Source organism: Tenacibaculum sp. (assembly GCF_050290165.1).
Taxonomy (GTDB): Bacteria; Bacteroidota; Bacteroidia; order Flavobacteriales; family Flavobacteriaceae; genus Polaribacter.
The window spans coordinates 30236-53592 of record NZ_JBNKHD010000014.1; the positions used below are offsets into that span (position 1 = coordinate 30236).

The 23357-nt window shown below is 32.5% G+C and carries 17 protein-coding genes; 12 read left to right on the plus strand and 5 right to left on the minus strand.

Going from position 1 to position 23357, the window contains the following annotated elements:
• The first annotated feature begins 67 nt into the window (after positions 1 to 67).
• From ACQY6M_RS10685 to ACQY6M_RS10705, 5 genes are all read left to right on the plus strand, one after another.
• Entirely contained in the window at positions 68 to 1939 is a 1872-nt protein-coding gene (locus ACQY6M_RS10685; RefSeq protein WP_428743531.1) for a tetratricopeptide repeat-containing sensor histidine kinase, read from the plus strand.
• A complete protein-coding gene (locus ACQY6M_RS10690) occupies positions 1908 to 2585 on the plus strand; it encodes a response regulator transcription factor (RefSeq protein WP_428743530.1) in 678 nt (225 codons plus the stop codon). Before ACQY6M_RS10685 ends, ACQY6M_RS10690 begins: the two co-directional genes overlap by 32 nt.
• 667 nt (positions 2586 to 3252) lie before the next feature.
• Entirely contained in the window at positions 3253 to 4737 is a 1485-nt protein-coding gene (glpK, locus tag ACQY6M_RS10695) for a glycerol kinase GlpK (RefSeq protein ID WP_428743529.1), read from the plus strand.
• A gap of 12 nt (positions 4738 to 4749) precedes the next feature.
• Positions 4750 to 5292: a pyridoxamine 5'-phosphate oxidase family protein gene (locus ACQY6M_RS10700; RefSeq protein ID WP_428743528.1), complete on the plus strand. Its 543-nt coding sequence runs from the start codon at positions 4750 to 4752 to the stop codon at positions 5290 to 5292.
• Positions 5293 to 5386: 94 nt separating this feature from the next.
• Positions 5387 to 5521, plus strand: coding sequence for a hypothetical protein (locus ACQY6M_RS10705; RefSeq protein WP_428743527.1), 135 nt, complete (start codon positions 5387 to 5389; stop codon positions 5519 to 5521).
• 181 nt (positions 5522 to 5702) lie between these two features.
• Here the strand turns inward: ACQY6M_RS10705 and ACQY6M_RS10710 are convergent, their stop codons facing one another.
• Entirely contained in the window at positions 5703 to 6875 is a 1173-nt protein-coding gene (locus tag ACQY6M_RS10710; RefSeq protein WP_428743526.1) for an acyl-CoA dehydrogenase family protein, read from the minus strand.
• 79 nt (positions 6876 to 6954) lie between these two features.
• Between ACQY6M_RS10710 and rnpA the strand changes: the two genes are divergently transcribed.
• The 4 genes from rnpA (at position 6955) to purD (ending at position 12099) form a co-directional block, all read left to right on the plus strand.
• A complete protein-coding gene (rnpA, locus tag ACQY6M_RS10715; protein WP_133535244.1) occupies positions 6955 to 7338 on the plus strand; it encodes a ribonuclease P protein component in 384 nt (127 codons plus the stop codon).
• Positions 7328 to 8956 carry a S41 family peptidase gene (locus ACQY6M_RS10720; protein ID WP_428743525.1) on the plus strand — a complete coding sequence of 543 codons (1629 nt, stop codon included), beginning with the start codon at positions 7328 to 7330 and terminating at the stop codon, positions 8954 to 8956. The genes rnpA and ACQY6M_RS10720 overlap by 11 nt, the downstream gene beginning before the upstream one ends.
• A 40-nt stretch (positions 8957 to 8996) precedes the next feature.
• Positions 8997 to 10676 carry a DUF6909 family protein gene (locus ACQY6M_RS10725; protein ID WP_428743524.1) on the plus strand — a complete coding sequence of 560 codons (1680 nt, stop codon included), beginning with the start codon at positions 8997 to 8999 and terminating at the stop codon, positions 10674 to 10676.
• Positions 10677 to 10824: 148 nt separating this feature from the next.
• Positions 10825 to 12099 carry a phosphoribosylamine--glycine ligase gene (purD, locus tag ACQY6M_RS10730; RefSeq protein ID WP_428743523.1) on the plus strand — a complete coding sequence of 425 codons (1275 nt, stop codon included), beginning with the start codon at positions 10825 to 10827 and terminating at the stop codon, positions 12097 to 12099.
• Positions 12100 to 12138: 39 nt separating this feature from the next.
• Here purD and ACQY6M_RS10735 read toward each other — a convergent pair whose 3' ends face one another.
• Both ACQY6M_RS10735 and ACQY6M_RS10740 read right to left on the minus strand, forming a co-directional pair.
• Positions 12139 to 13185, minus strand: a complete 1047-nt coding sequence (locus ACQY6M_RS10735) for a sensor histidine kinase (RefSeq protein WP_428743522.1) — start codon at positions 13183 to 13185, stop codon at positions 12139 to 12141.
• A gap of 103 nt (positions 13186 to 13288) precedes the next feature.
• Entirely contained in the window at positions 13289 to 13987 is a 699-nt protein-coding gene (locus ACQY6M_RS10740; RefSeq protein ID WP_428743521.1) for a response regulator transcription factor, read from the minus strand.
• 173 nt (positions 13988 to 14160) lie between these two features.
• On the opposite strand from ACQY6M_RS10740, the gene ACQY6M_RS10745 reads away from it, so the two are divergent.
• The 3 genes from ACQY6M_RS10745 to ACQY6M_RS10755 are packed head-to-tail and all read left to right on the plus strand — an operon-like array spanning position 14161 to position 16884.
• A complete protein-coding gene (locus ACQY6M_RS10745; protein WP_428743520.1) occupies positions 14161 to 15921 on the plus strand; it encodes a DUF4153 domain-containing protein in 1761 nt (586 codons plus the stop codon).
• The gene (locus ACQY6M_RS10750) at positions 15911 to 16627 is read left to right on the plus strand and encodes a 3'-5' exonuclease (protein WP_428743519.1); all 717 of its coding nucleotides are present in this window, start codon (positions 15911 to 15913) and stop codon (positions 16625 to 16627) included. The genes ACQY6M_RS10745 and ACQY6M_RS10750 overlap by 11 nt, the downstream gene beginning before the upstream one ends.
• A gap of 59 nt (positions 16628 to 16686) precedes the next feature.
• Complete coding sequence (locus ACQY6M_RS10755; RefSeq protein WP_428743518.1) at positions 16687 to 16884, plus strand: hypothetical protein; 198 nt, start codon at positions 16687 to 16689, stop codon at positions 16882 to 16884.
• Between the two features lie 112 nt (positions 16885 to 16996).
• Here ACQY6M_RS10755 and ACQY6M_RS10760 read toward each other — a convergent pair whose 3' ends face one another.
• Together ACQY6M_RS10760 and ACQY6M_RS10765 are read right to left on the minus strand one after the other, a co-directional pair.
• Positions 16997 to 18856, minus strand: a complete 1860-nt coding sequence (locus ACQY6M_RS10760; RefSeq protein ID WP_428743517.1) for an ABC-F family ATP-binding cassette domain-containing protein — start codon at positions 18854 to 18856, stop codon at positions 16997 to 16999.
• Between the two features lie 75 nt (positions 18857 to 18931).
• Positions 18932 to 23179, minus strand: coding sequence for a GEVED domain-containing protein (locus ACQY6M_RS10765; RefSeq protein WP_428743516.1), 4248 nt, complete (start codon positions 23177 to 23179; stop codon positions 18932 to 18934).
• Between the last annotated feature and the right edge of the window lie 178 nt (positions 23180 to 23357).

The window sequence follows — 23357 nt, forward strand, 5'->3', positions numbered from 1 at the left end:
CTTCATGTACAACATAAGCGTAAAACCATTACTTTTGAAAAGTAATGGTTTTATTCTATAACTAACTATGAAAAGTTTTCTTTGTGTTATTCTATTTTGTTCTTCTTTTCTTTTTTCACAGGAAAATAAGGGCTATTTTTCTACTAGAGATATACTAATAGAATCAGGAAGACAGGCATTTTTTGACAAAAATCTTCCATTATTAAAAGCAATTACCTTACAAGTTGATTCTTTATACAAAAAAAGAAATGATTCTATTTTATTAGCTAAGTATTTTCACTTTAAAGCCCTGCAAAACAAACTTACTTATACCAATGATAGCGCCTTTTACTATTATCACCTTTCCAAAAATATATCTAAAAAAACACATGATTCTTTAGCTGTAGGAAGGCGCCTACTAAGTTTAGCCAATTTACAACGAGAAGCCAAAGATTTTTTAGGAAGTGAAATTAGTTCTATTGAAGCCCTAAGATATTTAGAACCTATCCAATCCTATATATATTTAGAAAGTGTATATAATAATTTGGGGCTAGTATCCCTTGAGTTAAATGACACAGAAGATGCTCTTAAATATTATAAAAAAGCATTATCTAATAACGAATTAACCGAAAAAACAGAAAGAAAGCTTACAACACATTTATACATCGTAAACAATATAGGTTTATTATTTCAAAGTCAAAAACAGCACCAAAAAGCTATTAGTTATTTTAAAAAAGGGTTATCGCAAGATAGTATTAAAGAAAAGTATCCTTCTCAATATGCCTTATTATTAGAAAATTTAGCAGCAAGCAATTACCTCTCAGGAAAAAAAGAAAGTGTATTACAACAATATAATGAAGTCCTTGATATACGTGAAAAATTAAAAAGTAACAATGAACTAAGTATTACCCATATAAACTTAGCAGATTATTACAAAGACCTTAACCAAAACCAAAAAGCTCTATTTCATAACTATGAAGCTTTAAAATATGCCAAACAAACCCAAAATAATAAACGTTGGTTAGAGGCTTTAGATAACCTTTCTGAACTTACCAAAGGAGAACAATCGAAACAGTATCTAAAGGAATATATAACCTTAAACGATAGCTTATTTCAAAACGAACGCAGATTAAAAAATCAATTTGCTAAAATTAGGTATGAAACAGATAAAAAAGAAAAAGAAAACACCATTTTAAAAACTGAAAACCAACAAAAGCAAGCAGAAATTGTACACCACAAACAACAAAAAGCAATTGGCTGGTTAGCTGCTGCTACTGGACTTTTACTATTTTTGTTGAGCGTTATGTTTTATTTTCAACGTAGACGAAAGTTATTATATCAAGCGCAATTACAACAAATACAAGTACGTGAACACGAACGCCAACAAATAGCCAAATCGTTACACGATGAGGTTGCTGGTGATTTACGTTTATTGCATCAAAAATTACAAAAATCTGATTTAGTAGATGAAGCTCAAAAGTTACATGCTGTTAAGGAAAATGTTCGTAATTTATCGCATCAATTAAGTAGTATCAGTTTTGATAAAGTTTCTTTTCAAAATCAAATTATCAATTTAGTGAGTGATTATTTTGATATTGATTTTAAAATTAAGGTTAACGGATTACAAGATTATGATTGGTCTATCATAGACGATTCAATAAAACGACTGTTATATTTAAGTACTAGAGAAAGCATACAAAACTGTAAAAAGTATGCAAAAGCGAGTACTTTAACAATTGATTTTTTTGTACACAAAAAATATGTACATTTGGGTATTGCTGATAATGGTATTGGTTTTGACGCCAACATTAACAAAAAAGGAATAGGTTTACAAAACCTACAAGAGCGTGTTGAAGAATTAAGTGGAACATTAACTATTAGCAGTGAGGAAGGTAAAGGAACACAAACCAGTATTCAAATACCCTTAAATGGCTGGACAAACAAAAATACTCTTAGTTGATGACCATCAATTAATCATTGAAGGAATTCTCTCTTTTTTGAAAAAAATTGACGGTTTAGAAATTGAAACAACAAATTCTTGCGATGAAGCGTTTTCAAAATTAAAATCAAATTTACACACCAATCCTTTTCATATAGTATTTACTGATTTAAGTTTTGACAACCAAAGCAGAAATGTTATTTTAGAGGATGGAGAATGTTTGATAAAAGCCATTCAAAAAGAAAACCTTCCTATTAAAATTGGTGTAATTACAGGACATTCAGAAACCAACAGAGTGTTTAATGTAATTCACAATTTAAATCCTTCTGCTTATATTTTAAAAGGAAACTGTAGTGTAGATGAGTTGACTTTTGCTATCCAGAAAATGTTGAAAGATGAGGTTTACTATACTCATGAAATACATCAAAAACTTCTAAAAAGAGCTTTGGTAGAAATTCAAATGGATGATGTTGCCGTTCAAATTTTAAAAGAACTTCCTAAGCATGCTAAGATTTCTAACCTTGAAGGCTTAGTAAAAAAAAGTGATGGTTCAATACTTAAAGTACGATCGATAGAAAGCAAACTATCTAAGCTACGTGCTGATTTACAAGCTAATAACAATACCGACCTAGTTCTTAAAGCAAAAGAGTTAGGAATTATAGATTAATATCACTGCGGAAACACACATTTCTTTTTGCGGATATCCCTTTTCAAGCCCAAAAGATGACATATATCTTTGCTGTATGATTCAATTCTTGTTGGGAAGAATCTTGAAAAAGAAGAGAAATAAAAAGACTTTTAGATATCTAAAAGTCTTTTTTATTTATACAAGAAAAATTAGCTTTTGCAGAAATCCGCACTTTTTATTACGGAAATACCCTTTTTATAAACAAACTTAGCCTCTATATTTGTAACATCTTCTTTTCAAGATTAATTGAAAAAAGACATTTAAGGGGAAAATTAACCTTCTAGACTTTCTAGAAGGTTTTTTTATGTCTTTTTCGGAAAATGACACTTGTATTTTCGGATATCCCCTTTTATACCACTGATTATCAGCCTATTTTTGAACTGTTCATTATTTAATGACATTAATTAAAGGGGAATTAATTAAAATTTTTTAAAAATGGGAAAATTACTATTACGCAAGACAAGCAAAGGATTAAACACCTTTTTTTCAGTTTTAGCCGAATTCGGTAAAGGAGCTGGATATGCTTTAAGAAACTAAAAGTTAACTAACCAAACTTTAACGTTCAAAACCTTCTAGAAAATCTAGAAGGTTTTTTTGTCACTATGGGTAAAGTTGTAAATTAGACGCTTAATCATTTTACACATAAATGACTCGTAAATATATTATTGCTTTAGATCAAGGAACTACTAGCTGTCGTACAGTAATTCTTAATAAAGAAGAAAAGATAGTTGCTAAAACTCAACAAGAGTTTCAACAAATTTTCCCACAATCAGGGTGGGTAGAACATGATGCTAATGAAATTTTACAAACACAGCTGGACACTTTACAAAAAGCTATTGAACAAGCTAAAATTTCACCTTCAGAAATCGCAGGAATAGGAATTACCAATCAGCGGGAAACAACTGTTGTTTGGAATAAAAACACAGGAAAACCTATTTATAATGCCATTGTTTGGCAAGATAAACGTACCGCAAATATTTGTGAGCAATTGAAAGAAACAGGGCTTGAAAATTATGTTCGAAAAACCACAGGATTGGTTATTGATAGTTATTTTTCAGCCACCAAAATTCATTGGATTTTAAATCATGTGCAAGAAGCTCAACAAGAAGCGGAAAACGGAAATTTACTCTTCGGAACTATTGATACCTGGTTACTATGGAATTTAACAAATGGTAAAGTTCATGCTACCGATTACAGTAATGCTTCTCGTACGATGTTGTACGACATCAAAAATTTGTGTTGGGACAATACTTTAGTAAAAGAACTTCAGATTCCTACTTCTATGTTACCTGAAGTAAAACCTTCTTCTTTTCATTTTGGAAATTATGAGTTAGATGGAGTTCAAATTCCAATTGCTGGAATTGCTGGTGATCAGCAATCAGCCTTATTTGGACAAGCTTGTTTTAAAATAGGAGAAGCTAAAAATACGTATGGGACAGGCTGTTTTATGTTGATGAATACAGGTGAAAACTTAGAATATTCTGAAAATGGTTTAATTTCCACCATTGCTTGGGGAATTAACAACAAAGTTTACTATGCTCTTGAAGGAAGTGTATTTGTAGCTGGATCTGCAATTCAATGGTTGCGAGATGGTTTACAAATTATTAATAGCGCTGAAGAAAGTGAACTCTTTGCCGAAAAAGTAGCCGATGAAAACCCTGTATATGTGGTCCCTGCTTTTGCTGGTTTAGGAGCCCCATATTGGGATATGTATGCTCGTGGTGCTATTTTTGGTTTGACGCGTGATACTGGAAAAAATCACTTAATTAAAGCTACTTTACAATCGCTTGCTTATCAAACTAAAGACATTTTAGACGTCATGCAAAAAGATAGTGCTGTTGCTCTTACCTCCTTAAAAGTTGATGGCGGTGCATGTGTAAATAATCTATTAATGCAGTTTCAGGCAGATATATTAAATGTGAACGTTGAACGTCCTGAAGAAATTGAAACTACCGTAATGGGTGCAGCTTATTTGGCAGGAATCTGTGTTGGTTTATGGAAACAAGACGATATTGTAAATAGGCGAAAAATAGATCAGACATTTACACCTTCATTCACTAATGAAAAAAGAGAAAAACTATATAAAAAATGGCAAAAAGCTGTTGAACGTTCTAAAGACTGGATTGACTAAAAAATAAAAACTATGGCAAAATTTTACGATAAAATCACTACTCGAGTTCAAAAATTTATTGAAGCTCAAAAACTATTTTTTGTAGCTACAGCTCCTAAAAATGGAAGAATAAATTTATCTCCTAAGGGAATGGATTCTTTCAGAATAATTAATAAAAACACCGTGGCTTGGTTAAGTGTTACAGGTAGTGGAAATGAAACTTCTGCACACTTATTAGGCAATAACCGAATAACAATTATGTTTTGTTCTTTTGAAGGCGCTCCTAATATTCTTCGTTTATATGGAAAAGCAGAAGAGGTACTTCCTACTCATGACAAATGGGAAGAGCACCTTCAACTATTTCCTGAATTTCCAGGTACGCGTCAAATTTTCATTGTAACAGTGGAAAGTGTACAAACTTCTTGTGGCATGTCAATTCCTTTATACGAGTATCAAGGAGAACGAAATCAACTTAATGATTGGGCAATTGAAAAAGGAGAAGAAGGAATTGAACAGTATTGGAGCGACAGAAACCAAACTAGTATTGACGGATTAGACACTTTATTAAAAGAGTAGTTTTAAAACTATGTTTTTTTTAAAACCCTGATAAAAATCATGTTTTAACCAAAACGTTGCTTATATATTTGAAACAAGAAATATAAGTAATGGTATGGTACAATTAATAAACATTCCTTTAGTGTCTTGGACAAACGGAACCATAATGATGGTTGTTTTCGGTTTAGTTTGTATTGGTTTAATAACCGCTCTTTTAATTCTTGTAAATGGTGGCAAGAAAAAAGAGTAGCTTAGCTACTTATAGTGAATGTTTGAAATATTAAAAACTTAAAATCTTTTTGTGAAAAGTGTTGGGATATTCCAACCCCACATCAACTTAGTGGGGTAAATTTAGTTTTAATAGTTGATTGAAGAAGTACTCGGTAATAATGTGTTAGTGGTTTAACGTTAGAGTACTTCTTCTTCTTTTTTTATTTAAATGCATTCAATCCAGTAATATCTAATCCGGTGATTAATAAATGAATGTCATGTGTTCCTTCATAGGTAATTACACTTTCTAGATTCATTGAATGTCTCATTATTGAATACTCTCCCGTAATTCCCATACCTCCTAACATCTGGCGTGCTTCTCTGGCAATTTTAATAGCCATATCTACATTATTTCGTTTTGCCATAGATATTTGTGCCGATGTAGCTCTACCTTCATTACGCAACACTCCTAATCTCCAAGCTAACAACTGTGCTTTGGTTATTTCAGTAATCATTTCCGCTAATTTCTTTTGCTGTAACTGAAACTGACCAATAGGTTTACCAAACTGTGTGCGTTCTTTAGCATAGCGTAACGCTGTATCATAACAATCCATAGCAGCACCTATAGCTCCCCAAGCAATTCCATAGCGAGCAGAATCTAAACACCCTAACGGAGCTCCTAAACCAGATTTATTTGGCAGTAAATTTTCTTTAGGAACTTTTACGTTATCAAAAATCAACTCACCAGTTGCAGATGCTCTTAACGACCATTTGTTATGTGTTTCTGGAGTTGAAAATCCTTCCATACCACGTTCAACGATTAATCCGTGAATACGCCCTTCTTCATCTTTAGCCCATACCACTGCTATCTGTGCAAATGGCGCATTAGAAATCCACATTTTAGCACCGTTCAATAAATAATGGTCACCCATATCTTTAAACTTAGTTTCCATTCCTCCAGGGTTACTTCCGTGATTTGGTTCTGTTAAACCAAAACACCCTATCCATTCTCCAGAAGCTAATTTTGGTAAGTATTTCTTACGTTGCTCTTCATTTCCGTATTTGTAAATCGGATACATCACCAACGAAGATTGAACAGATGCTGTAGATCGCACTCCTGAGTCTCCTCTTTCTATTTCTTGCATAATTAAACCATACGAAATTTGGTCTAATCCTGCTCCTCCGTACTCTTCAGGAATATACGGTCCAAAAGCTCCTATCTCAGCTAAACCACCTATAATTTGTTTTGGAAACTCAGCTCGTTGTGCATATTCTTCAATAATAGGCGAAACTTCACGTTTTACCCACTCTCTAGAAGCCTCTCTTACAAGCTTATGTTCATCATTTAGTAAGTCATCAATGTTGTAATAATCTGGAGCTTGAAATAAATCCATAGTTAAGTCGAGTTTTAGAATTCTCCCAAATGTAATTAAAAAAATGATTTTTATCTAGGGTTTCCGTATGTTTGTACCAATGAGATTTACTTTAGGAAAAGAGGAACGTTTAAAAAGCAAAAAACTAATAGGACGGCTTTACGAGGAGGGAAAAGTGATAAAAGTTTTCCCGCTTAGAATGGTATATATCCAAACCGAACATACCTCGAAATTTCCGGCACAAGTAGGAGTTTCTGTACCTAAACGAAATTTCAAAAGAGCAGTTGATCGAAACAGAATAAAGCGTTTGTTACGCGAAACCTACCGAAAAGAAAAACATACAATTTATGAGGCTGTAGATAAACCATATGTGTTTATGATTTCTTATCTTGCAAGAGATGAATGGAAATATGCTGATATTGAGCATAAAATGAAGAAATTATTAACACAGTTTATTACAGAAATAACTCAAGATGAAAAATAGAACAACACTTTTTTTAGGTTCCCTCATTATCATCTCTCTTTTCTTTTCTTTTCAATCTCGTTTCTTTGAGATTGCCAAACAAATTGAAATTTACAACAATCTTTTTAAAGAATTAAACATCAATTATGTTGATGAAATTAACCCTGGTGGCTTAACTGACAAAGCAATAAAAAATACGCTTAAAAATTTAGATCCGTATACCAATTTTTTCAATGAGCAAGATGTTGAAGATGCCCGAATTCGCCGTGAAGGAGAATACGGTGGTATTGGAATTTCTACTTTTTATGTAAAAAAAGGCATTGTAATTTCTGAAGTTTATCAAGGTTTTTCGGCAGATAAAGCTGGTTTGAAAACAGGCGATATAATTACCAATGTAAACGGACAAGAACTAGCTACTCTTGAAATAAATCAATATTCACAAATGTTGAAAGGAGTTCCAGGAAAAGAACTTTCCTTAAAGGTTAGTAGAAATGGAACTGTTTTAAACATCAATTTAAAATTAGATAAAGTTGTTTTAGACCCTGTTCCTTTTTACGATATGATTGACGCTGAAACTGGATATATCGTGTTAACACGATTTATCAGTCAAAAAGCTACTGAAGGTGTTACCAAAGCCTTTAATGAGCTTAAGGAAAAAGGCATGAAAAAGTTGGTCTTTGATTTACGATACAACCCTGGTGGTTCGTTATTCGATGCAATAAATATCACCAACATATTTATTCCTAAAGGATTAAAAGTAGTTGATACTCGTGGAAAAATTCAAAAAAATAGTAGAACCTATAAAACCAATAGAGAACCTTTAGATACTGAAATCCCTGTAGTAATTTTAATCAATGACAGATCAGCTTCTGCTTCTGAAATTGTTTCAGGTGCGTTACAAGATTATGATCGTGCTGTTATTATGGGAACCCGTTCTTACGGTAAAGGTTTAGTACAACGTTATTTTGATTTGAGTTATGGAACCCAAATGAAAATTACCATTTCTAAATACTACACTCCAAGTGGACGTTGTATTCAGGAATTAGATTATGCTAATAGAGATCCCAAAACAGGAAGAGTTCCTAAGTTTTCAGAGGATACTCTCAATGAGTTCACAACTCAAAATGGTAGAAAAGTATATGATGGCGGAGGTGTAAATCCTGATGTTACTGTAAATTCTTCAAAGAAAACAGAAGAGACTGATGAGTTACTACAATCTAAAGCAGTTTTTAATTTTGTAACAAATTTTACGCATCAAAATAAAAACTTAGCTGTAGAAAACTATCAGTTTACTTCATCAAACTTCAATAGTTTTAAAACCTATTTATTAGAGAAAGACACAGCTTTTGTATCAAAAGAAGAAGCCCTATTTAAAAATGCCTTTAAAGAAGCTTCAAATAGTAAAAATATTATTAAGACAGAGTACAATTCTATCATACAAAAACTAAAAAAAGAGAAAGTTGCTAAAATTGCACTTAATGAAGATATTTTATCTGAAATGATAGAAGATGAAATTGTAAAACGCTATGTGTATAGTAAAGGAATGTACAAGCACCAGCTAAAGAATGATAAAACAATTCAACAAGCTACTGCCTTGTTACACGACCCAAAAAAATACAACAGCATTTTAAACAATTAGTATCCTTAACATAATTTGTATATTTGCACTTTAAAAACATATGTCGAAACCTATCCAAAAAGAACGTACAAGAGCCCAAGAATCTACTAATGCCATTGAGCGTTTATACATTTCAATGCGACACTTATTTAGTCGCGGTTTTTATAAGCCAATGGGGGTTTCTGGAGAAACGTTACGCAAATCACTTTTATCATTACGCCCTGAAATTTATGGGTCAATTGCTGAAGATAAAACCGAGTTAAACGGATTGGTATACGTTATTGAACGTTTACCAGAGGGAATTGAAGAATGTCAATTCATTTATTTAACGGCAGACGAAGGATATCGTAATTCAAAATTCAAAGCTATAGTTCCTCCTAAGAGAAGAAGGAATTGTTATCGTATTGATAAAAACCAAATGAATATTGAAATTACCAGAGGTCGTTCCGAAATTTATGATATTCTAACGCACCTGACATTTTTGTTCATTGAATCGCATAAAATTAAAGACCGTGTAGTTATCAACAACGGTGATAGTTTTATTCGTGAGTGGTTACAACTAGAAGATATTGTACTTAACTACAAAACACTTACTGACGAGGAAAAAGACGTGATTGTTGTACATCTTGGTAACGTTTTAGGAAGAACATACGATGAAGTGTACCATGCGTATAACACGTTTGCTACGGAAGAAAATCCAAATAGATTTTTCCATTTAATTTACTGGTTAGGTAAACTTGCTATTAATGAAGCTTTATACGACCAAAAACGTTCTGTTAAATTCAGTTCTGTTTTAATTGAAGAAATTGGTCATCACATTTATGGTGAAATTTGGGCGAACAACATCAAAAAAGTGTTGGTAGAAAATGGTTTAATAGAGCGTCCTATTCACATCATTAGTGCTAATATGCACAGTGTAATGAATAGTATTTATGCGCAAAATGCTATTCCAAAAGAAGCAAAAAAGCACAAAGGATTTCAACTTTTTGAAGTATTGAGTAGCACTAACAGTAGTGCTTTACAATCTGCAGTAAAGAATTATGCTTCAGAAAACGGATTGATATACATTAAAGATACTTCTGGAACCAACATTAACGTACAGGTCATTGATACTGACAAAATTGATTTTGACACCAATTCTTTCAACAAAGTAAATTCAGTTGGAGAAAAACCTGTAATTATTGTAATGGATTATGCTTTTGGTGAACAAGCTTTTGAAACTATGGATGAATTGTTAAAGCCTTATAAAACTGGTGGTAAAAAAATTCATTTAGATGTGCAATCCATTTCAATTATGGGTAAAGCAGGTATTTTAGAAGGCGGTAAAGGTGATATCATGATTCCTTCTTCACATATTTTTGAAGGAACTGCTGATAATTATCCATTTAAAAATGAATTGTCAAAAGAAGATTTAGAAGGTTTTGGTGTTCAAGTTTTTGATGGGGCTATGATTTCCGTATTAGGAACATCGCTACAAAATAAAGACTTATTAAAATTCTTCCACGATTCTACTTGGAATGTTATTGGGTTAGAAATGGAAGGAGCACACTACCAAAAGGCCATTCAATCTGCTTCAAGAATTAGAGGAAATATTTCAGAAAATGTAAAGGTACGCTATGCATATTATGCATCTGATAACCCACTAGAAACAGGTGCTACACTTGCTTCTGGAGGTCTTGGAATGAGCGGAGTAACACCTACTTATGCCATCACTCAGAAAATACTAGAACAAATATTTTAGTCACAGAGCGACTTCAAGAAATAAAAAAAGACTTCTTTTAAATTTAAAAGAAGTCTTTTTTGTTTTTTATTCAATTTTAAAGACTGGTTTTGCTCATAGCCTTTTTTCTTATTTTATATTTGCACTCACAATACAACAACACACAACAATGAATATTCTAATTTTAGGATCGGGCGGTAGAGAGCACGCCTTCGCTAAAAAACTTTCAGAAAGTACGAAAATCAACAATCTTTTTGTAGCTCCTGGTAATGCAGGAACCGATGCAATTGCTAAAAATATAGCAATTAATCCAACTGATTTTGCTCAGGTAAAAGAAACTGTTTTACAACACAATATCAATATGGTTGTAGTAGGTCCTGAGGCGCCTTTAGTTGAAGGAGTTCACGACTTTTTCTTAGCAGATAAAGAGTTGCAAAACATTCCTGTAATCGGACCTAAAAAAGATGGTGCTTTGTTAGAAGGAAGTAAAGATTTTTCGAAGCAATTTATGGAAAAACACAACATTCCTACTGCTCGTTATCAATCTTTTACTACTGAAACCTTAGCTGAAGGAAAAAAATTCTTAGAAACACTAGAAGCGCCTTACGTATTAAAGGCAGACGGATTGGCTGCTGGAAAAGGAGTATTAATCTTAAACGATTTAGAAGAAGCAAAAGCAGAATTAGAAGAAATGCTTTCCAATCAAAAATTTGGAAGTGCTTCATCAACTGTAGTTATTGAAGAGTTTTTAAAAGGAATAGAATTATCTGTTTTCGTTTTAACTGACGGAAAAAACTATAAAATTTTACCATCTGCTAAAGATTACAAACGTATTGGAGAAGGTGATACAGGGCTAAATACAGGCGGTATGGGCGCTATTTCTCCTGTTCCTTTCGCTACAGATGATTTTTTAACGAAAGTGGAAGAATTGATCGTTAAACCAACAATTGACGGTTTACAAAAAGACGGAATTGATTACAGAGGATTTATTTTCATCGGATTGATGAATGATAACGGAAATCCATCAGTGGTTGAATACAACGTTCGTATGGGTGATCCTGAAACAGAAGTGGTGTTACCTCGTATTCAATCAGACTTATTAGAGTTATTTGAAGGTGTTGCTACACAAACTTTGGGAGATAAGTCATACGAAGTTACTCCACAAACGGCAACTACTATAATGCTAGTTTCTGGCGGATATCCTGAAGCTTACGAGAATGGAAAAGAAATTTTAGGGTTTGATACTGTGGAAGATTCGATTGTTTTTCATGCAGGGACCTCTTTAAAAGATGGTAAAGTAGTTACGAATGGCGGACGTGTTATGGCAATTACTTCTTTTGGAGATTCTATTGAAGAAGCCTTAGAAAAATCGTACAAGAGCATCGATAAAATAACCTTTGATAAAATGAATTATCGAAGAGACATTGGATTCGATTTAAAATAAATAGTAATAAAAAAAGGAGTTGATAATCAACTCCTTTTTTTATTTCATTGCCTTTTCTAACGTAAACGAAAACTCTGAACCCTCTCCATATTTACTCTTCAAAAGAATGGTTTCGTTATGCGCTTCAATAATATGCTTTACAATAGAAAGCCCCAATCCAGAACCTCCTTGCTCACGAGATCTACTTTGATCAACACGATAAAAACGTTCAAACAAGCGTGATAGATGCTCTTGTTTTATTCCTTCTCCATTGTCATTTATTTTAACAACAAACTTATTTTGATTATATGATTCAACACTTACAGTAGTTACACCACCTACTCTACCATATTTAATAGAGTTCACTATTAAATTGATTAAAACTTGTTCTATTCGCTCAATATCTCCTTTTACCATATGTGGAAAGTCATATACTCGATCAAAACGTAACGTAATATTTCTCTTTTTAGCTTTCATTTCAAACAAATCGAACACATTTTGGATTAACTCGATAATATTAAATGGTTTAATGTCCATTTTCATTCCATCGGTTTCTAACTTTGCAATCATGTCCAAATCTTTGACAATCGAAGTCAATCGTTCAACTCCTTTATTGGCTCTGTCTAAATATTTGGTAAGAATTTCTTTGTCTTCAGCTGCTCCTTCAATAAGTGTTAAAATGTACCCTTGTACCGTAAAAAGAGGCGTTTTTAACTCGTGTGCTACGTTTCCTAAGAAATCTCGTCGAAAAGAATCTCGTTGCGTTAAATTCGCTATTTCTTCACTCTTTCCTTCCACATATTCTTGAACACTTTTAGTCAACGATTCCACATCGGTAGTTACTTTTTTACGTTTTAAATCGTTAACATCTAAAATAGAAATGTCTTCGTACATCTTCTTTACACGCTGATAAATAAAATGCTCCGCTCGATATTGTATCACAAAAAACGATACAATAAACATCGCAATACCAAAAACAATCACAGTCCCTACTCCTAAAAGATTAAGCAAAAACATGTATGATAATACCGCAATTACTATGGACAATAATGTAGAATACAGTGCCGACCATAGTGCATAACTGTAGGTTTTTTTTATTTTTTTCATGAATGTATTTTATCTCTTTATATAGTTTATAACTTCTCGGTTTTTTTTATAAAAAAATAGATTGCTAGCTAGCAATCTACTTATTAATTTTTGAGTTTAAAAATTATTTATCTGCTTCCTCTAGCACAAACTTATACCCAACTCCTTTCACCGTTTTAAAATAGCTGTCTCCTATTTTTTCACGCAGTTTTCGGATATGTACATCTATAGTTCTACCTCCAACTACAACTTCATTTCCCCAAACACTATCTAAAATAACTTCTCTTTTAAATACTTTTCCTGGTTTAGATGTTAGTAATGAAAATAGCTCAAACTCTTTTCTTGGTAAAGCTATCTTTTCATCTCCTTTAAAAACAACGTACTCATCTCTATTAATAACAATGTCACCAATTTTTGTAGTAGTATCTGCTTTTTCTTCTGTTTTTAAACGACGTAGTAATGATTTTACTTTACTTATAAGTACTTTAGGTTTTACAGGCTTAGTAATATAATCATCTGCTCCTGCGTCAAATCCTGCTACTTGTGAATAATCCTCTCCTCTAGCTGTTAAAAAAGATATTAAAACATCTTCAAGAGATTTTATATTTCTAATTTTTTCACAAGCTTCGATACCGTCCATCTCTGGCATCATGATATCTAATAAAATTAAATGCGGAGTTACCTTCTTCGCTGTTTTAACAGCTTCTGCTCCGTTGTTGGCAGTAAACACCTGATATCCTTCTGATTTTAAATTGTATCCTACAATTTCCAGGATATCTGGCTCATCATCAACTAGTAAAATTTTAATATCGCTAGTATTCATAGTTCTTTTATATTGTGTTATCCAAAAGTAATCATAAAATAATAAACCCTTGATATACATGCTTAACTTAACGTTCATTTAATATTTAATATACTTTTCCTTAAGAAAAACACAGGAAAAACATGTTCTTTTACTTTTTAGCGGTTTTTGTATATTTATGCAAATTGATTTCTATGAAAATTATACCCTCTTTTGGTGAGATAACCTCTAAAACTAAAGAAGCTTTTAAACGTTTCCCTTTAACGCTTTCTTGGGCGATAATAGGTACACTATTTACCTTATTCACTATTGAAGCGGACACTTTTGACAATGCTTTTAATGCTAGAGTTATTTTAACTTTTGTCTTAGGAATAAGCTGGCTAATCGCCACACGTTTTTTTAAAGAACAATTTAAGAAAAATATTTCTTGGTTATTTGTCATAACCTTTGGTTTTTTAGCTCTTTTTTATTTTAGTTTTAATATCGATAACGATAGGGTTCATCAAAACTCTATAATACGTTTTGTTCTCTATTTTATAGCAGGACATTTGCTAGTTATAGTAGCTCCATTTATTATTAAATGGAATAAATCAGCTTATTTTAATTACTTAAAATCTGTTTTTATTGCTATTGTTAGGAGTTTTTTCTTTTCTCTTATACTCTACTTAGGAATTGTATTAGCACTACTTGCTGTTAAACATTTGTTCAATGTAGATTTTAAAGGAGAGCGCTTTTTACAAGTTTTTGTAATTTGTATAGGAATTGTAAATACATGGATTTACCTTTCTGATTTTCCAAAAGACATTCATAACCAAATTGCCATTAATTATACCAAAGCTTTAGAGGTTTTGGTAAAATATATATTGATTCCATTAGTAATCTTATACCTCATCATTTTATATGCTTATAGTTTAAAAATTGTAATTAACTGGAACTTACCTAAAGGATGGGTTTCTTATTTAGTAATCGCTTTGTCTTTTTTAGGGTTCATTGTTCAAATACTTATCAATCCTATTCAAAAAACAATAGCCTCGCGTGCAATTAGAAAATTTTATCCTTGGTTTTACTACCTTTTATTACCTTTACTACTGTTACTTTTTGTAGCTATTTTTAGACGTGTTAACGAATATGGAATTACCGAAAATCGTTATTTTGTACTTACTCTTGCTTTTTGGATATTAGCAATGACCTTATACATGTTGGTTAGTAAACGTAAAAAAATAAAGGCTTTCCCTTTTAGCTTAGCTATTATTGCAATATTCGTTTCTTTTGGTTTTTGGGGGGCTTTTTCGGTATCAACTAAAAGTCAAGTTCGACAATTTGAAAAAGTATATACTGATATTAAAAACACGGATTTTACAACCACTTTTGAAAAGAAAAATCAACTACGTTCTATTATTCATTACTTAAACGAAAAAAATGAATTAGAAAAACTCGAAACTATTATAGGGTATAATCCAAAAACAATGTTTAAAACAGAAAGTCATTGGCAATTACAAAGTAAGTTAATGGATAGTTTAAACATTAAAGTGACCGACAAACCTAATGACCCTTATAAAAATAATTATTATAACATTGATGAATACGACTTAACTATAGATGTTAAAAATTATGATGTTTTAAGAAGCTTGTTTCTTAATACTTATGAAAATAAAAACACAATTAAAGATTATCATTTTTCTTTACCTAAAAAAACCAATACTATTAAAATTTGGAGTGGTGATAATCATATTGGTGATATAGATTGCTCTAATTTGGTTGAAAAACTTGAAAGCCAAGACAAAAACTACAATTTAGATCCCAAATTAATGACCATTGAGCATCATTTTGAAACACTCAACGTTAAACTTATTTTTAAAAATATAGGCTTATCAGAATTTGGTGATAATACTTCAAAAAAATATGTGTCTAGTATAAGTGTTTATGTTTTAATTAAAGAAAAAAATGCTGAATAAACTCAACTTACAAAACATCTTGTTTTTAGATATAGAAACTGTTCCAGAAGTAGAATTCTTTGCCGATTTATCTCCTGAAATTCAAGAACTTTATGCTTTAAAAACACAATATCAGCGTAAAGATGAGTTTACCCCTGAAGAGTTTTACCATCGAGCAGGCATTTGGGCTGAGTTTGGAAAAATTATCTGTATTTCTGTGGGGTATTTTGTAGAACGTAAAGGTGAAAATCAATTGCGAGTTACTTCTTTTTATGGTAATAATGAGCATAAACTTTTACTCGATTTTAAAAATTTACTGAATACACATTTCAATCATCCAAATCATTTATTATGTGCTCATAATGGTAAAGAATTTGATTTTCCATATATCGCACGACGCATGATTATTAATCAAATTGAGTTGCCTAATAAACTCAATTTATTTGGCAAAAAACCTTGGGAAGTTCCACATATAGATACAATGGATTTATGGAAATTTGGCGACTATAAACACTATACTTCTTTAAAATTACTCACCGCTATTTTAGGAATTCCTTCACCTAAACAAGATATTGATGGCAGTGAGGTTGCCAATGTATACTACCAAGAAAAAAACTTGTCTCGCATTGTTGAGTATTGCGAGCGCGATACTGTAGCAGTTGCTCAATTACTATTACGATTTTTAAATAAACCTTTGGTGGAGGATATGGATATTATTAAAGTTTAATACTACTCTATCCTATAAATCTTTTTTTAAAACATTAACTAACTCAAACAAAACAAATAATGAAAAAAATCAATTTTAAAAACTGGAGAGTCTTAAGTAAAATAGAACAAAAATTAATTAATGGCGGCTATGCTAATAATTGTGAAGAAGCTGATGATTGTTATGATTATACCGTAGAAGATGATGGCTCTGGTTGTTATACAGTATTTAGTTGTCAACAATCGGTTTGCGTTCTAGGTGAACTAAGGTGTTATTAATCTCGCTGAGAGAATATAGTAGTTTCTAAGGTGATTTCCTTAGAAGCTACTACTTTATTAACTACGCATATATCTTTAAATACCAAACAAAGCAAACTTGTATGTTTTCTAGCTACCCTTCTAACTTCATAGAAAGCTCAAACCAACGTTCTTCTTTTTCTTCTAAACTCTCAATAATTTCTTGTAATTCGAGTGATTTTTCATTGATATCCTCCATTGCTATCTCTCCATTGGTAAATTGCGTTTCTAGCTTTACCTTCTTTTTTTGCAACCTCTCAATATCTACTTCTAACTGACCAAATTCACGTTTTTCATTATAACTCAACTTTCCTTTTTGAGGTGCTTTTTCTGACTTTTCCGCTACTATTTTCTCTTCTTTAGGTTCTGGTAGTAATGAACTCTCATAAGCTCTGTAATCCGAGTAATTTCCTGGAAAATTATCTACTTCTCCATTTCCTTTAAACACAAACAATCCATCTACAATTTTATCCATAAAATAACGGTCGTGCGACACTACCATTAAGTTTCCTGGAAAATCTAACAAGAAATTTTCTAATACATTTAACGTCACTACATCTAAATCATTGGTAGGCTCATCTAAAATTAAAAAATTCGGATTTTGAATTAACACCGCACATAAATACAAACGTTTCTGCTCTCCTCCACTCAACTTTTCAACATAATCGTATTGTTTTTTTCTATCAAATAAAAAACGTTCTAATAACTGAGCTGCAGAAATTCTTCTTCCTTTCGTTAATGGTATTTCTTCTCCAAATTCTTTAATGACTTCTATAACCTTCTGTCCTTCTTTTATTTGAATTCCTTTTTGTGTGTAGTACCCAAATTTTACTGTTTCTCCAACAATTACTTTACCACCATCAACAGGAATTTTACCCGTTAATATGTTTAAAAACGAAGATTTTCCTGTTCCGTTTTTTCCAATGATACCGATGCGTTCTCCTTTTTTAAAAACGTAGTCAAAACCATCTAAAATAACCTTGTCATCAAAATTCTTTTTTAGTTTATGAAGCTCTACAATTTTACTTCCTAAACGCTCCATATTAATTTCTAACTGAACTTCGTGTTCTTTTCTTCGTTGATGTGCTTTCTCTTTGATTTGAAAAAAGTCATCAATACGTGATTTTGACTTGGTTGTACGTGCTTTTGGTTGACGACGCATCCAATCCAACTCTTTTTTAAACAAGCTTTTTGCTTTGCCTAAGTTGGTTGCTTCTAAAGCTAATCGTTCTTCTTTATTTTGAAGATAATATGAGTAGTTTCCTTTGTATTTATACAACTTTCCGTTGTCTAATTCTATAATTTCATTACACACTCGTTCTAAAAAATAACGATCGTGCGTTACCATAAACAAAGTGATTTTTTCTTTAGCAAAAAAAGCTTCTAGCCACTCAATCATTTCTAAGTCTAAATGGTTGGTTGGCTCATCTAAAATTAATAAATCAGGTTTATTAATAAGAATGATTGCTAATGACAATCGCTTTTTTTGCCCACCTGAAAGATTTCCTACTTTTTGTGATAAATCTTCTAGTTTTAACTTAGAAAGGATTTGTTTGTATTGTGTTTCAAAATCCCAAGCATTGTGCTGTTCCATTAACTCAAACGCCTTCTGATATGCTTCAGCATCATCCGGATTTTGTAGGGCTCTTTCGTATTGTTGAATTACAGGAAGAATAGTACTTTCTGTAGAAAAAATAGTTTCTTCAATCGTTAATTCAGTATTCAAGTCATCATCTTGAGCTAAATAAGCAATATTGATTCCTTTACGGCTAATTACTTGTCCTTCATCTGGAGTATCTTTTCCAGCAATAATATTTAAAATTGAGGTTTTTCCACTACCATTTTTAGCAACAAAAGCTATTTTTTGATCTTTATTAATTCCGAAGGAAATGTCTTCAAACAACACCTTTTCTCCATACGATTTTGCTATATTTTCTACTGATAGATAATTCATCCTCTAAAATTTTATACAAAGAAACAAAAAACCCAAGCAATTGCTTGGGTTTTATTATAATTAAAAGAAGCTCTTTTATTTCTTCATTAATTTAATCGTTTCCGATTTTTTATCATCATTAGCCTCTAATAAATAAACTCCATTCTTTAAGTTAGAGATATTTATAGTACCATTAGTTGTTTTGCCTTTCAAGATAACTTTACCAGTTGCATTTGTGATTCTGTAATTCACATTTTCGTTACTTCCAAATCTTACAGTAACATCATTTACAGCTGGATTTGGATATGCTGTTAAACTCGATTTTGCTTCTTTATCTAAAGGTTCAGCAAACTCATCATTTGTATTTGATAACACTACTGAAGAAGATGAATTTACAATATTAACAGTATAATCTTCTACTTCTCCATCTCCAAATGTTTCACAAGCTGTTGATGCTCCATTATATTTCATAGAAACACGCATTCTTGTTTGTCCTAATAATGCAGTAGCCGGAATAGATATATTTGCTGATCTATTCGTTGCTGTACTAGAAGAACCTAAAGATGTTTGCTCACTACTTTCAAAAGTTCCGTTATGGTTATAGTCGATCCAAACTGTAAAATATTCAGTGTAAGAAGAACCACTAAATCCTGCACTTACAATAATTTGATTTGTTGTTCCCTGGGTAACTGTGGCTATTTTACTAGTAAAATCACCATAACCTCCATTGGCAGAAGTCGTGTTAGTCATTCCTCCAAAAGACACATAATCTATCCATTCGTAAGTAACTCTATTTCCTTTTGAAATACAATAGGTAACAACATTATCTAGTGTTGTAACGTTTACTACATTACTCGCAGAAGAAATATTTCCTGCTGCATCTTTTGCTTTTACTGAGAAAGTATAAGCTGTATTAGCTGTTAATCCTGTTACATTATAAGATGTTCCTGTAACTGTAGTTAATTTAGTTGCTCCTTGGTATACATCATACCCTGTAACACCTACATTATCTGTTGATGCTGTCCATCCTAAAGTTAAACTTGTTTGAGCTACATTTGATGCCGCTAAACTACTTGGAGCTGTTGGAGCTTGCGTATCAGCTACTGCTGTTGTAATATTTACAGTATAATCCTCAACTTCTCCATATTGAAAAGAGGTTTCACAAGCCGTTGGTGTTGCATTGTACTTCATAACAACTCTCATTCTTGTTGCACCTTCTAAAGCCGAACTTGGTACTGTAAATAATGTACTTACAGGGGTTTCTTTAGATTTAGCTTTTGTCCAAACAGTTTCACCTGCATCAGAAAAGTCTCCATCTTGGTTATAATCAATCCATACACCATATCCTTCATCATAACTACTTCCAGTCCATTTTGGAGTAATGGTAATGGTATTTGACACACCCTTTTCTAAATCTGTTGAAATAGAAGTATGATCTGAATATCCATTTCCTCCTGTCGAAGTATTATCTATACTTCCCAACTGTACTCTTTGAATGTACTCATCAGAAACACTATTTCCTTTAGAAGTACAATACGTAATGGTTGCCGCAGTAGTAGTAGCGTTTGCTGTATTACTTGCTACTGAAACATTACCTGCAGCATCTTTTGCTTTAACAGTAAATGTATATGCTGTACTAGCTGTTAATCCTGTTACATTGTATGACGTTGTTGTTGAACTGCCTATTTTAGTTGTTCCTTGATATACATCGTATCCTGTTACCGCAACGTTATCTGTTGATGCAGTCCAATTTAACGTTAAGCTTGTCGCTGTTATAGAACTCGCAGCTAAACTACTTGGAGCAGTTGGTGCTTCAGTATCAGCAGCTGCGTTGCTTGTAAATGAACCAGTAAACACTCCTCTACCATAGGTAGATGCAATTACTTTATTAGTAACATGATCTCCACTTACATTCCAGTAATCAAATGAAGTTACACTTACATCACTCATCCCGTTATAAGCTTGTGTCCAATTAGGGTTTGCATCATTAAAGTTAGATGTTGACCAAACTCCTAATTGTGTTGCTAAAATAGCTTCTGTTCTATCCAATGGATTTTGTAAGATATCTCTTACAGGAATATTTGGTAGGTTTCCTTCTTTGCTTACCCAGTTTGTTCCTCCATCTGAAGTAGTCCAAACACTCGTTACTCCGTAGTTATGTATTGTTACGAAAATATCATTTTCTGTAGCTCCGAATCTTACTGAAGATACTGAACCAACAAAAGGTGTATTTATGCTTGACCATGTAGCACTAGAATTTGTAACATCTGTTAACTTTAATAGTTTACCATTTGCTAATCCTACAAACCATGCATTATTTGTAAAAGGAGATGCTTGAAAAGCTGTTGGGCTTGCATCTAATAACGCATTGGTAATATTTCCTTTTGAATTTGACGCTACATTAATACTCAAAATTGACTTAGCTGAGCTTGTAGACGCGTTAGATAATAAACGGTTTGCTCCATCATCATACCCCATAGGGTTAACGAAATCTCCTGTGTTTTGATCACTTGATAATGTTGTTGCTCCACCTTGTTGTCTACCTAATCCATTCCAAGGTAAGCTGAATCTATATATTACATTATTTACATACGTAGCAATCATATAGTCTCCATCTTTATCAACGAAGGTATAAAACCCATCACCATCACTTAAATCTGTAGAGCTATTAACTCCTACTACTGCATTTCTAAAAGCTTGTGTACCGTTGTCTTGTGCTCCAGCACTGAAAATTCCATTAACATCACCTGCTCCATCTGGTCCAATACCTGCTTTTACAAACTGCGTTACATTGTATCCTTTATTTCTTACACTGATTGTACCTCCAGCATTTCCTGAATAGTATATCCCTCCATCGTTTCCAAATAACATTCTAGAAGAGTTATTATTTCCAAAAGCTATTGAATGTTGGTCTGCATGCACATTTTGATGGCTAAAGCCTCCATACCAATGTGATAATTGAGACCAAGAAGAACCTCCATTTATTGTTTTAAATAAATCGATACCTCCAACATACACTATATTATCGTTAGTAGGATCTGCTTCAATTACCAAATCATAAAATGCTTGTCCACGACAAAAGTCGTTAGCTGCAATATTTGTATCATCATCATTAGGTAATGATGTTGCACTTGCTGTAGCAAAAGCATCAGCAGTTTTATAAATATGTACAGGTGCTGTGCTTGTTGTTCCTTGTGTTAGTGCATAAATCTTGTTAGCATCTGTAGCAGATGTTTCTAATTCTACTCTATTAGATTCTGTTAATGGTGATGCTGCTGCTTCTGTCCAAGTACCACCATTTGTAGAGCTATATACTCTACCTCCACCTTCTCCTAATGCAGAAGCAATGGTTCCCATCCATAGCGTATTATTCGCACTTACTTCTAAGTCATTAGCTATATAATAATAGTCTTTCCCACCAAACGCATATTTCATATTGGCAGACTCTATTCTGTTCCAAGTAGACCCATTGTCTACAGAACGGTACAATCCTGCTGATTGCAACCCTAACCAGTTTCTAGGGCTAGATGAATCTCCATATACATGAGCTCCTACAGCAACAAATAATTCTGTTGATGCTCCATTATCCCACGCTAAAATATCATTTACATAATGAATTCCTGATAAGAAAACATTACTTGCGTTATAATTAATAATTGCATCACCTGCGGCAGGAATATTAATTGCATTCCATGTAGTACCTCCATCGGTAGTTACGTACACTCCGTTTCCTACTACATCACCAGCAGTATATTGTTCTCCTGTACCTACATACCATCTGTTAGAATTTCTTGGATCTACCGTAATAGAAGTTACAGATAGGTTTCCTGGTACATTCTGTACTCTTGTCCATTGAGAATTGGCGTTACTAATATCAGTATTCTTCCATAAACCTCCACTTACTCCACCAGCATATACAGTATTGTTTGTGGCATCGTTTGGATCAAACAGAACTACTCTTGTACGTCCTCCTACGTTGTTAGGCCCCCTTTCTGTCCAAGAATTCCCTGTGTTTCCAGGGTTTTTTTGTAGTGCTCTTTTTTTCAATAAGTCTTCTCTCAGTTTTGCTAAACTACCATCTTCCATTTTTCCTGTAGCAGGGTTCATGGTAAGTAATTGCATCTGATCAAAATATCTGTTAGGAGGCAATCCTTTAAGTTTTCTTTCTTTTTTGCCCCATTTTAACGATTCATTTAAAGGGCTTTCTTTTAAAAAAGTACTGTGTACTTTACGTCTTTCAGCTAACTTATCAGCAATGTCTTGCTTCTTAAGATAGTCTGAACCAATAATTGAAACTGCTGCAATAGACAGACCTCCAATTAGAAATTTAAACTTGTTGTTCACTTGAATTAATTTAATTAAATAATTTGTTGTTTCCTTCCTAGCTCCTTTTTATCGTCTTACTCTTTCTTTTTTAAATAAATTCTCATTGAACTTTTAATTATCTCTTTTGATTTGTTTTTTGTGAAATATTATAGATAAGTTATAGGATTCAATTTAGATTAAGCAAAAAGCCTGAGTA

Bases quoted from the DNA above. Each gene is read 5' to 3' on its own strand.
- ACQY6M_RS10685 (WP_428743531.1), top strand. From the start codon at position 68: ATGAAAAGTTTTCTTTGTGTTATTCTATTTTGTTCTTCTTTTCTTTTT.
- ACQY6M_RS10720 (WP_428743525.1), top strand. From the start codon at position 7,328: ATGAAAAATAGAACAACACTTTTTTTAGGTTCCCTCATTATCATCTCT.
- ACQY6M_RS10735 (WP_428743522.1), bottom strand. From the start codon at position 13,185: ATGAAAAAAATAAAAAAAACCTACAGTTATGCACTATGGTCGGCACTG.
- ACQY6M_RS10755 (WP_428743518.1), top strand. From the start codon at position 16,687: ATGAAAAAAATCAATTTTAAAAACTGGAGAGTCTTAAGTAAAATAGAA.
- ACQY6M_RS10745 (WP_428743520.1), top strand. From the start codon at position 14,161: ATGAAAATTATACCCTCTTTTGGTGAGATAACCTCTAAAACTAAAGAA.
- ACQY6M_RS10760 (WP_428743517.1), bottom strand. From the start codon at position 18,856: ATGAATTATCTATCAGTAGAAAATATAGCAAAATCGTATGGAGAAAAG.
- ACQY6M_RS10690 (WP_428743530.1), top strand. From the start codon at position 1,908: ATGGCTGGACAAACAAAAATACTCTTAGTTGATGACCATCAATTAATC.
- glpK (WP_428743529.1), top strand. From the start codon at position 3,253: ATGACTCGTAAATATATTATTGCTTTAGATCAAGGAACTACTAGCTGT.
- ACQY6M_RS10700 (WP_428743528.1), top strand. From the start codon at position 4,750: ATGGCAAAATTTTACGATAAAATCACTACTCGAGTTCAAAAATTTATT.
- ACQY6M_RS10725 (WP_428743524.1), top strand. From the start codon at position 8,997: ATGTCGAAACCTATCCAAAAAGAACGTACAAGAGCCCAAGAATCTACT.
- rnpA (WP_133535244.1), top strand. From the start codon at position 6,955: ATGAGATTTACTTTAGGAAAAGAGGAACGTTTAAAAAGCAAAAAACTA.
- ACQY6M_RS10705 (WP_428743527.1), top strand. From the start codon at position 5,387: ATGGTACAATTAATAAACATTCCTTTAGTGTCTTGGACAAACGGAACC.
- ACQY6M_RS10710 (WP_428743526.1), bottom strand. From the start codon at position 6,875: ATGGATTTATTTCAAGCTCCAGATTATTACAACATTGATGACTTACTA.
- purD (WP_428743523.1), top strand. From the start codon at position 10,825: ATGAATATTCTAATTTTAGGATCGGGCGGTAGAGAGCACGCCTTCGCT.
- ACQY6M_RS10750 (WP_428743519.1), top strand. From the start codon at position 15,911: ATGCTGAATAAACTCAACTTACAAAACATCTTGTTTTTAGATATAGAA.
- ACQY6M_RS10740 (WP_428743521.1), bottom strand. From the start codon at position 13,987: ATGAATACTAGCGATATTAAAATTTTACTAGTTGATGATGAGCCAGAT.